This is a genomic window from Citrobacter sp. CFNIH10, assembly GCF_002934585.1.
GTDB lineage: Bacteria > Pseudomonadota > Gammaproteobacteria > Enterobacterales > Enterobacteriaceae > Citrobacter_A > Citrobacter_A amalonaticus.
In genome coordinates, this window is sequence record NZ_CP026216.1 from 1,337,292 (window position 1) to 1,349,732 (window position 12,441).

Consider the following 12,441-nt stretch of genomic DNA (forward strand, 5'->3'; position numbering starts at 1 on the left):
ATCGCCATTGGCTGTGGATAAGCCGGATCCCGGTATTAAGATCAATACCTTGGTAAGGATCATTAGCTGTGAATGATCGGTGATCCTGGTCCGTATAAGCTGGGATCAGAATGAAGGGTTATACACAACTCAAAAACTGAACAATGGTTATTCTTTGGATAACTACTGGTTGATCCAAGGTTCCTGACAGAGTTATCCACACACGATCGCACGATCTTTACACTTATTTGATTAAATTAATCCAGGATCCCAGCCAGGCTTCTGCCGGATCTTCCGGAATATCGTGTTCAAGGATATTGATCTTCAGCGTTTCGCCGATCTGTCTGGCTCCGGAATGCTTCAGTTCAGCTTCGATCTTCTCGATAGCGCCACAGAAGGTGTCATACTCGCGACTGCCTATACCGATCGCGCCGAAACGAACCTGCGACAGATCTGGTTTTTGCGATTGAAGATCTTCATATAAAGGAACAAGGTTATCCGGAATGTCTCCCGCACCGTGCGTGGAGCTAATGACCAACCAGATCCCGGAGGCAGAAAGATCCTCTAACAGCGGGCCGTGCAGGGTTTCAGTAGAAAAACCGGCATCTTCCAGCTTTTCAGCCAGGTGTTCTGCAACATATTCAGCGCCGCCGAGGGTGCTGCCGCTAATAAGAGTTATGTCAGCCATACGAGCCCATCCTGTTAAAGAAGGGCTATTGTACGCTGTGAGTGAGCTGGGATCTACCTGTGGAAAAATGTGGGATTAAAAAAGGCGATCACGGCTTGATGGTACGCATAATCGGGTTTTGCAGGACGATCAGTGTCTCGGTGGACTGAATTTCATCAATTGTTTGGATCTTGTTGATAAGTACATGCTGGAGCGCATCGATCGACCGGCACATGACCTTAATAAAGATGCTGTAGTGGCCGGTGGTGTAATACGCCTCAGTGACTTCATCCAGGCTTTCCAGCCTGGCCAATGCCGAAGGATAGTCTTTGGCGCTTTTGAGAATGATGCCGATAAAGCAGCCGACGTCATAACCGAGTTGCTTCGGGCTGACGTCAATGCGCGCACCGGTGATGATCCCCGCCTGTTTCATTTTCTCCACACGCACGTGAATGGTCCCCGGACTGACGCCAAACTGTTTTGCCAGTTCGGCGTAGGCGGTACGGGCATTTTCCATTAAGGCATCAAGAATGCCGCGGTCCAGATTGTCGATCTGATAATTTTCCATAATTTTTTCTTATGTGTATTAATGATTCACTCTATTTTAGCGGTTAATTTTAATGAATCAAAATTGAATGCGGCTTTTTATTTGTTGATTATTGAATATCACCCCCATTTTGTTGCTTAATCATAGGCAACAGGACGCAGGAGTAAAAAAATGAAAACCGCTTACATTGCCAAACAACGCCAAATTAGCTTCGTGAAATCTCACTTCTCTCGTCAACTGGAGGAGCGTCTGGGTCTGATTGAAGTCCAGGCACCGATCCTCAGCCGTGTAGGGGATGGCACGCAGGATAACTTGTCGGGCTGTGAAAAAGCGGTGCAGGTGAAAGTGAAAGCGCTGCCAGATGCCCAGTTCGAAGTGGTTCATTCGCTGGCGAAGTGGAAGCGTCAAACACTGGGACAACACGACTTCAGCGCTGGCGAAGGGCTCTACACGCACATGAAAGCCCTGCGCCCGGATGAAGATCGTCTCTCCCCGCTCCACTCAGTGTATGTCGATCAGTGGGACTGGGAACGCGTGATGGGCGACGGTGAGCGTCAGTTCTCCACTCTGAAAAGCACGGTAGAGGCTATCTGGGCGGGAATTAAAGCGACCGAAGCAGCGGTAAGCAAAGAATTTTGTCTGGCACCGTTCCTGCCAGAGCAGATCCACTTTGTTCACAGCCAGGAATTACTGAGCCGTTATCCGGGTCTTGATGCAAAAGGTCGTGAACGTGCGATCGCCAAAGAGTTTGGCGCGGTCTTCCTGGTGGGGATCGGCGGTAAGCTCAGCGATGGCCACCGCCATGACGTTCGTGCGCCGGACTATGATGACTGGAGTTCCGCATCCGAGTTGGGGTATGCCGGTCTGAACGGCGATATTCTGGTCTGGAACCCGGTGCTGGAAGATGCGTTTGAACTCTCTTCCATGGGCATCCGTGTCGATGCCGACGCGCTGAAACATCAGCTTAAGCTTACCGGTGATGAAGATCGTCTGAGTCTGGAATGGCACCAGGCGCTGCTGCGCGGTGAAATGCCGCAGACTATTGGCGGCGGCATTGGTCAGTCGCGCTTAACCATGCTGCTGCTGCAACTGCCGCACATTGGTCAGGTTCAGTGCGGCGTATGGCCTGCACAGGTCCGAGAAAGCGTTGCTTCGCTGCTGTAATCTTATCGCCGCCAGCGTCTGAGCAGGCGGCTTCGCATCCCGGTATCAAAGCGCCAGATATGATCGAAAATGCGCATGATGCCGGGTTTGCCATGTGCTGACATCGCCACCGCGTGAAAGCGATGTTGATGAACCCGCTGCAGCTCTCCGACTTTACTCACCACTTCGTCAGGCAACCGCTGGGCGATAAAATCTGAAATCACCACCGCATCGGCATCAAACCACTCTCGTCCCTGCATGCGTTCAATAATGGCGCGAAAACAGCTGGCGATATCCGTACCGCCGCGAAAGCGTTGGCTCAGAAAGCGGATAGCCTGCTCAATGCCTTGTTGGCCGGAAAGCTCATAGCGCACCACTTCGGTGGAAAACAGCATGATGAAGCAACGACGGTTATCGGCAAGGGCAATGCGCATCAGGGCCAGGCAAAAGGCCTTTGCGCACTGTTCATTAAAGCCCCCCATTGAGCCGGAGGTGTCAACGCACACAATGAACGGCCCGCGCGGCTGTTCATCGAAATCCTGATGAATCACCGGTCGTTCAGTGACCTTCTCGCGCCAGGCTTCACCGTGCAGACGATAAGTGAGCAGTTGTTTTTCCACCAGCCGCCGGTAGAACTCATATTCCAGTTCTGTTATGCCGAGCGTGGCCAGTTCCGGTGGCAACAGACGCAGAATATCGTCACTTTGCTGAATACCATCAACCTGCTCAGGCACCGTGGCGGGCTCGCGCACCAGCGTGCGAAAGGTCTCCATCGGCGCATCTTTTCGCGGAACGGATTTGGCTTCTCTGGAACGCCCCAGTTGCTCTGCCAGTCGCATCAACTCCGGCTGTTCGCGCAGAAAATCACCATACTTCACGATCAACTGATAATCACCGCGTCTGAGCTGACCGGCGCTCATATCCCACAGGCGGCCTGCGGCGGTTTCGTTTTCTGCCAGAACCGGATCCAGTTGCCCGCTCAGGGTCATTCGTTCCTGAACTTCACTCAGTAACTGCTCACGCTCTTCTTCAAGCAATTGCTGATTCAGTGTCGTGGTCTGCACCAACAGACTTAAGCGCCAACGCTGTAAAAAGAGCGTATGCAGAGCGGGGGTGAATATCGTGTTGCTGTCCACCAGTTGCTGCGCCTGTCCGGCATACGGCGAGTGCAGCCGGTGTAATAGCGTCAATATTTGCGGAAGCTGGACGATGAACTGCGCGGTAGAGAGAAGTTGGCTCTGCTGGTAGCACATCACCTCTTCCGTCAGCTCAGGCGGTACGCGTGCATCTTTAAGCCGCCGACGAAGCGCTTCGCGCCAGCGCGGTAGATCGTCCGTGATTGCCGCTTTCAGACGGGGAAATTTTTCAAAAAAGACCGCCAGCTGTGGCGAGGCCAGCAGCGCGAGGATCATCTCTTCGATCATCCCCTCTTCACTGACGGCTAACATGACATTGAGTGTATCCAGTGTCAGCATTGTTGCGCCTGACGGATCTGCTCACCGACATCCTGAAGGCTGGCCTCAATACGACCTAACCAGTCGCTATGAATAAACAGGCACTTTTGCTGTTCGCTAAAGCGGGTATGCTGCTGGCGCCAGTCGTTTTCCAGCGCCTCCAGCTGCTGCTTGATTTCGCCGGGCATGGCTTCTTCCGAAGAACCAGGAAGCGCCAGGCGCGTGCCCTGTAGACTCACATCGCGCACAACCAGATGCTGGGCGCTATCGACTTCCATATTCAGCGTCTGAGCAAACCCGATCCCGTTGAGTTTACCGCGGATCTCGCCCCCTTTCGCCAGCCATTGCTCCAGCGCGCTGCGATCAAAAGCGATGTGGATCACTTCCATATCATGCAATTTCAAGGGTTTTTGCAGAAGTAGCGTCAGAGTTGTCGCAGTGACCTCAGCGGGCAAATCGTAATGCGGACGACGGCTGAACATGCCCCCCTGACGCAGCACGGTAAACCTGGTTTTATCGCTTTGTTGCTGCTGCAACTGAATGCGTTGCTGGACGATACCGCCGAGGCGCGTCAGCATGGTTTGCTGTTGCCAGGCGTGTCCGGTCATCAATATTTCGAGCTGTTGCTGCATCAGGTTCAGGCTCTGGGCGTCGTACCACAGGCAGTCCTTTAGCAGAATGAGATCGATAGGGGCAACGGCGTCACGCCCGCTAAAGAAGGCGCTGGCCTGTAACAGACGAATCGCTTTTTTCCAGCGACGGTCTGAGACGTAAGGCGCATTCGGCAGATTATCCAACTGCTGGCGCAGCGTAAAAATCAGCTCAAAAACATGATCGGGCAGCGTAATTGCGCCAATGTCTTTCTGCCAGCGGTAATACTCTTCATCGCTCACCTGTAGTGAGGCGGGAACCGGGTTTTCGCTTTCGTCCTGTTGGCTTACCAGCAAGGAGCGAAAGTTAGCTTTGTCCTGCACTTTGTCCAGCCACAGACGGATCAGCATACGGTCGTACAGCGCTTCCAGACTGCTGTCTGCTTCCGGTAGTTCGTTGGAGGCGGCCACCAGCAGACGCATAGGGATTTTTTCTTCGTGCGCGCCGTTGCGAAAGTGACGTTCGTTAATCGCAGTCAGCAGGGTATTGAGGATTGCCGGACCCGCTTTCCAGATTTCATCGAGAAAGACGATTTCCGCTTCGGGAAGATAACCGGCGGTTAAGCGTTCGTAACGACCTTCATCTTTAAGTGCCTGAATAGAGAGTGGGCCAAAAACCTCTTCCGGCGTGGAAAAACGCGTCATCAGATATTCAAACGCCCGCGCATTCTGGAAGGCAAATTTCAGCCGACGGGCAATCAGGCTTTTGGCGATCCCTGGAGGGCCAAGTAAGAAAACGCTTTCGCCGCTCAGGGCGGCCAGCAGGCAAAGCCGAATGGCGTGACTGCGCTCATAGAGACCTTTTTCCAGCGCGCTGCTCAGGCGGGAAATTCTTTCCGCTAATAAATGTGGGTGAGCCATAATAGAGTGGCGTCCTTTCATAAATGTACTGCGTTAACAGCGAGTATAGACGTTTCGGTTCACAGGCTGAACTTGTTCGGGAGGCTGTTTATTTTTCTTTGAGCCAGGTTAATCTGGTCTCATTTAGGGGTACGATTTTGCTTGGAATCGTGCATACTGTGCGCTTTTTGTGGGCCAAGGGACTACGCACACATTTCTTTATATATGAAAGACTAGTCTATGAGCACTGATAATAAGCAATCATTGTCTGCGATTACCCTCGCAGCCATTGGGGTTGTCTACGGTGATATTGGTACCAGCCCACTTTATACACTTCGTGAATGTTTGTCCGGTCAGTTTGGTTTTGGCGTTGAACGTGATGCCGTTTTTGGTTTTTTGTCGCTGATTTTCTGGCTACTCATCTTTGTTGTTTCGATTAAGTATCTGACTTTCGTCATGCGTGCTGATAACGCTGGTGAAGGGGGGATCCTGACGCTGATGTCGCTGGCGGGGCGTAATACCTCCGCGCGAACGACCTCTATGCTGGTCATCATGGGCTTAATCGGCGGCAGCTTCTTTTATGGTGAGGTGGTGATCACCCCGGCCATCTCGGTGATGTCGGCCATTGAGGGTCTGGAGATCGTTGCGCCGCAACTGGATACCTGGATTGTCCCGCTGTCGATAATCGTCCTGACGCTGCTGTTTATGATTCAGAAGCACGGTACCGGGATGGTGGGGAAGTTATTTGCGCCTATCATGCTGGCCTGGTTTTTGATTCTGGCCGTGCTTGGCCTGCGCAGCATTATTGCCAACCCCGAAGTGCTGCAGGCGTTGAACCCGATGTGGGCGGTGCATTTCTTTCTGGAATATAAAACCGTCTCCTTTGTTGCGCTTGGCGCGGTGGTTCTGTCGATTACCGGTGTCGAAGCGCTGTATGCCGATATGGGGCACTTTGGTAAGTTCCCCATCCGCCTGGCGTGGTTCACCGTGGTACTGCCTTCGCTGGTGCTCAACTACTTTGGTCAGGGCGCGCTGCTGTTAAAGCATCCGGAAGCGATTAAAAACCCGTTCTTCTTGTTGGCGCCGGACTGGGCGTTGATTCCGCTGCTGATCATTGCGGCGCTGGCGACGGTGATCGCCTCTCAGGCGGTGATTTCAGGCGTCTTTTCGCTGACGCGTCAGGCGGTTCGCCTGGGATATCTGTCGCCCATGCGTATCATTCATACGTCAGAAATGGAGTCCGGACAGATCTACATTCCGTTCGTCAACTGGATGCTTTATATCGCAGTGGTCATTGTGATTGTCAGCTTCGAACACTCCAGTAACCTGGCGGCGGCGTATGGGATTGCCGTGACCGGCACGATGGTGCTGACCTCGATTCTCTCAACCACCGTGGCGCGTAAAAACTGGCACTGGAATAAGTACTTCGTGGCGCTGATTCTCGTCGCGTTTCTGTGTATTGATATTCCATTGTTCTCGGCAAACCTCGACAAACTGCTGTCTGGTGGTTGGTTACCGTTATCGCTGGGTCTGGTGATGTTCACCATCATGACCACCTGGAAGAGCGAACGTTTCCGCCTGCTGCGTCGTATGCACGAGCACGGTAATTCTCTGGAAGCGATGATTGCCTCGCTGGAGAAATCCCCGCCGGTACGCGTACCAGGAACTGCGGTATATATGTCTCGCGCGCTGAATGTGATCCCCTTTGCTCTGATGCACAATCTCAAGCACAACAAGGTATTGCATGAGCGAGTGATCCTGCTGACGCTGCGGACTGAAGATGCGCCGTACGTGCATAACGTCCGTCGTGTGCAGATTGAACAGCTGTCGCCAACCTTCTGGCGCGTCGTTGCCAGCTATGGCTGGCGTGAAACGCCGAATGTTGAAGAAGTCTTCCATCGCTGCGGTCTGGAAGGGTTGAGCTGCCGGATGATGGAAACGTCGTTCTTTATGTCGCACGAGTCGTTAATCGTCGGCAAACGCCCCTGGTATTTGCGTCTGCGTGGCAAGCTGTATCTGCTTCTCCAGCGTAACGCGCTGCGCGCGCCTGACCAGTTTGAGATCCCGCCTAACCGCGTGATTGAACTGGGGACACAGGTCGAGATTTAACGTGCTCATTCAGCCTGGCAGCGCAACGCTTGCCCGGCATTTTTCTTCCCGTCCAGCTCTGCTTTGTCTCTCTTGCCATTTCACTTAGCGAAACGTTTCGACGGTGATCACAAATCTGTTACGTAATGATGGTTATTTGCTCACTTCTCAGACTACACTCAATACCAGCGAAACGTTTCGCTAGTGGAGTAAGAAAATGAAGAAAGGCACTGTACTCAATTCAGAGATTTCATCGGTGATCTCCCGTCTGGGGCATACTGATACGCTGGTGGTGTGTGATGCAGGTTTACCCATCCCGAACAGAACTACGCGTATTGATATGGCATTAACCCAGGGCGTACCTTCTTTTATGCAGGTACTGGATGTGGTGACCCGTGAAATGCAGGTTGAGTTGGCCATTCTCGCGACGGAAATTAAACAACATAATCCGCAGCTCCACGAAACGTTGCTCAGCCATATCGAGCAACTGCAACAACACCAGGGAAATACCATAGAAATTCGTTACACCACGCATGAACAATTTAAAAAACAAACCGCAGACAGTCAGGCGGTAATTCGCAGCGGGGAGTGTTCCCCGTATGCGAATATCATTCTCTGTGCTGGCGTCACTTTCTGAGGCTGTCATGGACGCATTACTGCAACTCAAAGGGATCGATAAAGCGTTCCCTGGCGTGAAAGCGCTATCCGGCGCCGCACTCAATGTTTATCCCGGCCGCGTGATGGCGCTGGTGGGGGAAAATGGTGCCGGCAAATCCACCATGATGAAAGTGCTGACCGGTATCTATACCCGTGATGCGGGTTCGCTGTTGTGGCTGGGTAAAGAAACCACCTTTAATGGCCCTAAATCGTCCCAGGAAGCCGGTATCGGCATCATCCATCAGGAACTTAACCTGATCCCGCAACTCACCATTGCGGAAAATATTTTCCTCGGCCGCGAATTCGTTAACCGCTTTGGCAAGATTGACTGGAAGAAAATGTATGCCGAAGCGGATCTCCTGTTAGCTAAACTCAATCTGCGCTTTAAGAGCGACCGCCAGGTTGGTGAATTGTCGATTGGCGACCAGCAGATGGTCGAGATCGCCAAAGTGCTGAGCTTTGAGTCGAAAGTCATCATTATGGATGAGCCAACGGATGCGCTCACCGATACCGAAACCGAATCCCTGTTCCGCGTGATCCGCGAACTGAAGTCGCAGGGGCGCGGTATTGTCTATATTTCTCACCGCATGAAAGAGATCTTCGAGATTTGCGATGACGTGACCGTTTTCCGCGACGGGCAGTTTATTGCCGAACGTGAAGTGGCCTCGCTGACCGAAGACTCCCTGATAGAGATGATGGTGGGACGTAAGCTCGAAGAGCAGTATCCGCGCCTGGATAAAGCGCCTGGTGACATCTGTCTGAAGGTCGATAACCTGTGCGGACCCGGTGTGAATGATGTCTCTTTTACTCTGCGTAAAGGTGAAATATTAGGGATCTCGGGCCTGATGGGAGCCGGGCGTACCGAACTGATGAAGGTTCTGTATGGCGCGCTGCCACGTACCAGTGGTTATGTCACGCTCGACGGGCATGAAGTGATCACTCGTTCTCCGCAGGACGGACTGGCGAACGGTATCGTCTATATTTCTGAAGACCGCAAGCGCGACGGTTTAGTGCTCGGTATGTCGGTAAAAGAGAATATGTCGCTGACCGCGCTGCGCTATTTCAGTCGCAGCGGCGGCAGTCTGAAGCATAAGGATGAGCAACAGGCGGTAAGCGATTTTATCCGCCTGTTCAACGTGAAGACGCCGTCGATGGAACAGGCTATCGGTCTGCTGTCCGGTGGCAACCAGCAGAAAGTGGCGATTGCCCGTGGGTTGATGACCCGTCCGAAGGTGCTGATCCTCGATGAGCCTACCCGCGGCGTGGATGTGGGGGCCAAGAAAGAAATTTATCAGTTAATTAACCAGTTTAAGGCTGACGGCCTGAGCATCATTCTGGTCTCCTCTGAGATGCCAGAAGTATTAGGCATGAGCGATCGCATTATCGTCATGCATGAAGGGCATCTCGGCGGTGAATTCACTCGCGAGCAGGCCACCCAGGAAGTTCTGATGGCTGCCGCTGTAGGCAAGCTTAATCGCGTGAATCAGGAGTAAAAAAGATGACTACCCAGGCTGTTTCTGGTCGCCGTTATTTCACCAAAGCGTGGTTGATGGAGCAGAAGTCGCTCATCGCCCTGCTGGTGCTGATCGCGATTGTCTCGACGTTGAGCCCTAACTTTTTTACCGTCAATAACCTGTTCAACATTCTTCAACAGACATCCGTGAACGCCATTATGGCGGTGGGGATGACGCTGGTGATCCTGACATCGGGTATCGATTTGTCTGTCGGTTCCTTGCTGGCGCTCACCGGCGCGGTGGCGGCTTCAATTGTAGGGATTGAAGTTAACGCGCTGGTGGCCGTTGCTGCTGCTCTGGCATTAGGTGCCGCTGTTGGCGCAGTCACAGGTGTGATTGTGGCGAAAGGCCGCGTGCAGGCATTTATCGCCACGCTGGTCATGATGCTACTGCTGCGCGGCGTGACAATGGTGTACACCAACGGGAGTCCGGTTAATACGGGCTTTACCGATAATGCCGATCTGTTTGGCTGGTTCGGTATCGGTCGTCCGCTGGGGGTTCCAACGCCGGTCTGGATCATGGGTATTGTTTTCCTGGCGGCATGGTACATGTTGCACCACACTCGTCTGGGTCGCTATATCTATGCGCTGGGTGGTAACGAAGCGGCAACGCGTCTGTCTGGCATTAGCGTCAGTAAAATCAAGATTATCGTCTATTCACTGTGTGGGCTGCTGGCATCGCTGGCGGGCATCATTGAAGTGGCGCGCCTCTCCTCTGCCCAGCCGACTGCCGGTACGGGCTATGAGCTGGATGCCATCGCAGCCGTTGTGCTGGGTGGGACCAGTCTGGCGGGCGGCAAAGGTCGTATTGTTGGGACCTTGATCGGCGCATTAATTCTGGGTTTCCTCAATAATGGTTTGAATTTGTTAGGTGTTTCCTCCTATTACCAGATGATCGTCAAAGCGGTGGTGATTTTGCTGGCGGTACTGGTAGACAACAAAAAGCAGTAACAACGACTACAGGACATCTTAAATATGAACATGAAAAAACTGGCTACCCTGGTTTCTGCTGTTGCGCTAAGCGCCACCGTGAGCGCGAATGCAATGGCGAAAGATACCATTGCGCTGGTGGTCTCCACGCTTAATAACCCGTTCTTTGTCTCGCTGAAAGACGGGGCGCAGAAAGAGGCTGACAAGCTGGGTTACAACCTGGTGGTACTGGATTCTCAGAACAACCCGGCGAAAGAGTTGGCGAACGTTCAGGATTTAACCGTACGTGGTACTAAAATTCTGCTGATCAACCCGACGGATTCCGACGCGGTGGGTAACGCAGTGAAGATGGCGAACCAGGCGAATATCCCGGTGATTACCCTTGACCGCCAGGCAACTAAAGGTGACGTCGTCAGCCATATCGCATCTGATAACGTGCTGGGCGGGAAAATCGCTGGTGATTACATCGCCAAAAAAGCCGGTGAAGGCGCAAAAGTCATTGAACTGCAAGGTATTGCCGGGACTTCCGCGGCGCGTGAGCGTGGTGAAGGTTTCCAGCAGGCCGTTGCGGCACACAAATTTAACGTTCTGGCCAGTCAGCCGGCAGATTTCGACCGCACTAAGGGTCTGAACGTCATGCAGAACCTACTGACTGCGCATCCGGACGTGCAGGCTGTTTTTGCACAGAACGATGAAATGGCGCTGGGTGCGCTGCGTGCTCTGCAAACCGCAGGTAAATCTGATGTGATGGTGGTCGGATTTGACGGTACGCCTGATGGCGAAAAAGCGGTAAATGATGGCAAACTGGCTGCGACTATCGCACAGTTACCGGACCAGATCGGCGCGAAAGGCGTTGAGACAGCGGATAAGGTGCTGAAAGGCGAGAAAGTTCAGGCCAAATATCCAGTTGACCTGAAGCTGGTCATCAAGCAGTAACTGGCGATTCAGGCGACCACGTGTCGCCTGAGGGACTAAATATAAAGAAAAGTGTGGCATACGCCACCGGGTAATACCGGTGGCGATCTCAGATGGACACCCCGAACATGAAAACCGCAGGCAGTCTTGTCGTTCTAGGCAGCATTAATGCCGACCATATCCTGAACCTTGAAACATTCCCTACGCCAGGCGAAACCGTCACCGGAAATCACTATCAGGTGGCTTTTGGCGGTAAAGGGGCGAATCAGGCGGTGGCTGCGGGTCGCAGTGGGGCTAATATTGCGTTCATTGCCTGTACGGGCGATGACGATATCGGAAGTAACATCCGTAAACAGCTTGTCAGTGACAACATTGACGTCGATTCGATCAGTGTCATTAGCGGTGAGTCCACCGGCGTGGCGCTGATTTTTGTGAACGGCGACGGTGAAAACGTTATTGGTATTCATGCTGGCGCTAATGCGGCGCTTTCCCCTGCATTCGTTGAGGCGCAGCGTGAGCGCATTGCTCAGGCATCTGCATTGTTGATGCAACTGGAGTCGCCGATAGAAAGCGTGTTGACGGCCGCGAAGATCGCAAAGCAAAACAATACGATTGTGGCGCTGAACCCGGCTCCGGCGCGTGAGTTATCCGACGAACTGCTGGCGCTGGTGGATATCATCACCCCCAACGAAACCGAAGCGGAAAAGCTGACGGGGATCCGTGTCGAAACTGATACAGACGCAGCGAAAGCATCCCAGGCGCTGCATGCAAAAGGCATTCGTACCGTATTGATTACATTAGGAAGCCGGGGTGTCTGGGCCAGTGTGAATGGCGAAGGCAGTCGGATACCTGGATTTAAAGTTGACGCTGTCGATACTATCGCTGCGGGCGATACCTTCAACGGCGCGCTGATCACCGCTCTGCTGGAAGAAAAACCGTTGTCTGACGCAATCCGCTTTGCGCATGCCGCTGCGGCAATTGCGGTGACCCGTAAAGGAGCACAGCCTTCCGTGCCGTGGCGTGAAGAAATTGAGGCGTTTTTAGGTCAGCAGAGGTAA

11 protein-coding genes are annotated in these 12,441 nt (G+C 53.0%); 7 read left to right on the forward strand and 4 right to left on the reverse strand.

The features are described from left to right. Positions 1-223 precede the first annotated feature (223 nt). Together mioC and asnC are read right to left on the reverse strand one after the other, a co-directional pair. The gene (mioC, locus tag C2U53_RS09875) at positions 224-667 is read right to left on the reverse strand and encodes an FMN-binding protein MioC (protein WP_104445857.1); all 444 of its coding nucleotides are present in this window, start codon (positions 665-667) and stop codon (positions 224-226) included. Positions 668-755: 88 nt separating this feature from the next. Beyond that, positions 756-1,214 carry a transcriptional regulator AsnC gene (asnC, locus tag C2U53_RS09880; protein WP_042323573.1) on the reverse strand — a complete coding sequence of 153 codons (459 nt, stop codon included), beginning with the start codon at positions 1,212-1,214 and terminating at the stop codon, positions 756-758. Positions 1,215-1,364: 150 nt separating this feature from the next. On the opposite strand from asnC, the gene asnA reads away from it, so the two are divergent. Beyond that, positions 1,365-2,357, forward strand: coding sequence for an aspartate--ammonia ligase (gene asnA / locus C2U53_RS09885; RefSeq protein ID WP_104445858.1), 993 nt, complete (start codon positions 1,365-1,367; stop codon positions 2,355-2,357). Between the two features lie 2 nt (positions 2,358-2,359). Here the strand turns inward: asnA and viaA are convergent, their stop codons facing one another. Both viaA and ravA read right to left on the reverse strand, forming a co-directional pair. Beyond that, positions 2,360-3,811, reverse strand: coding sequence for an ATPase RavA stimulator ViaA (viaA, locus tag C2U53_RS09890; RefSeq protein ID WP_042998760.1), 1,452 nt, complete (start codon positions 3,809-3,811; stop codon positions 2,360-2,362). After that, a complete protein-coding gene (gene ravA, locus C2U53_RS09895) occupies positions 3,805-5,301 on the reverse strand; it encodes an ATPase RavA (protein WP_104445859.1) in 1,497 nt (498 codons plus the stop codon). Before ravA ends, viaA begins: the two co-directional genes overlap by 7 nt. A 219-nt stretch (positions 5,302-5,520) precedes the next feature. Between ravA and kup the strand changes: the two genes are divergently transcribed. From kup to rbsK, 6 genes are all read left to right on the forward strand, one after another. Next, on the forward strand, positions 5,521-7,389 hold the full coding sequence (kup, locus tag C2U53_RS09905; RefSeq protein WP_042998762.1) for a low affinity potassium transporter Kup: 1,869 nt from the start codon (positions 5,521-5,523) through the stop codon (positions 7,387-7,389). A 196-nt stretch (positions 7,390-7,585) separates the two neighbouring features. Next, positions 7,586-8,005 carry a D-ribose pyranase gene (gene rbsD, locus C2U53_RS09910; protein ID WP_104445860.1) on the forward strand — a complete coding sequence of 140 codons (420 nt, stop codon included), beginning with the start codon at positions 7,586-7,588 and terminating at the stop codon, positions 8,003-8,005. A 7-nt stretch (positions 8,006-8,012) separates the two neighbouring features. After that, positions 8,013-9,518 carry a ribose ABC transporter ATP-binding protein RbsA gene (rbsA, locus tag C2U53_RS09915; protein WP_104445861.1) on the forward strand — a complete coding sequence of 502 codons (1,506 nt, stop codon included), beginning with the start codon at positions 8,013-8,015 and terminating at the stop codon, positions 9,516-9,518. 5 nt (positions 9,519-9,523) lie between these two features. Then, positions 9,524-10,489: a ribose ABC transporter permease gene (rbsC, locus tag C2U53_RS09920; protein WP_042998765.1), complete on the forward strand. Its 966-nt coding sequence runs from the start codon at positions 9,524-9,526 to the stop codon at positions 10,487-10,489. 24 nt (positions 10,490-10,513) lie between these two features. Beyond that, positions 10,514-11,404 carry a ribose ABC transporter substrate-binding protein RbsB gene (gene rbsB / locus C2U53_RS09925; protein ID WP_042998766.1) on the forward strand — a complete coding sequence of 297 codons (891 nt, stop codon included), beginning with the start codon at positions 10,514-10,516 and terminating at the stop codon, positions 11,402-11,404. A 107-nt stretch (positions 11,405-11,511) separates the two neighbouring features. Then, on the forward strand, positions 11,512-12,441 hold the full coding sequence (rbsK, locus tag C2U53_RS09930; protein WP_099433255.1) for a ribokinase: 930 nt from the start codon (positions 11,512-11,514) through the stop codon (positions 12,439-12,441).

Coding starts and splice junctions, on each gene's coding strand:
- rbsK (WP_099433255.1), top strand. CDS start 11,512: ATGAAAACCGCAGGCAGTCTTGTCGTTCTAGGCAGCATTAATGCCGAC.
- mioC (WP_104445857.1), bottom strand. CDS start 667: ATGGCTGACATAACTCTTATTAGCGGCAGCACCCTCGGCGGCGCTGAA.
- rbsA (WP_104445861.1), top strand. CDS start 8,013: ATGGACGCATTACTGCAACTCAAAGGGATCGATAAAGCGTTCCCTGGC.
- kup (WP_042998762.1), top strand. CDS start 5,521: ATGAGCACTGATAATAAGCAATCATTGTCTGCGATTACCCTCGCAGCC.
- rbsD (WP_104445860.1), top strand. CDS start 7,586: ATGAAGAAAGGCACTGTACTCAATTCAGAGATTTCATCGGTGATCTCC.
- ravA (WP_104445859.1), bottom strand. CDS start 5,301: ATGGCTCACCCACATTTATTAGCGGAAAGAATTTCCCGCCTGAGCAGC.
- asnC (WP_042323573.1), bottom strand. CDS start 1,214: ATGGAAAATTATCAGATCGACAATCTGGACCGCGGCATTCTTGATGCC.
- asnA (WP_104445858.1), top strand. CDS start 1,365: ATGAAAACCGCTTACATTGCCAAACAACGCCAAATTAGCTTCGTGAAA.
- rbsC (WP_042998765.1), top strand. CDS start 9,524: ATGACTACCCAGGCTGTTTCTGGTCGCCGTTATTTCACCAAAGCGTGG.
- viaA (WP_042998760.1), bottom strand. CDS start 3,811: ATGCTGACACTGGATACACTCAATGTCATGTTAGCCGTCAGTGAAGAG.
- rbsB (WP_042998766.1), top strand. CDS start 10,514: ATGAACATGAAAAAACTGGCTACCCTGGTTTCTGCTGTTGCGCTAAGC.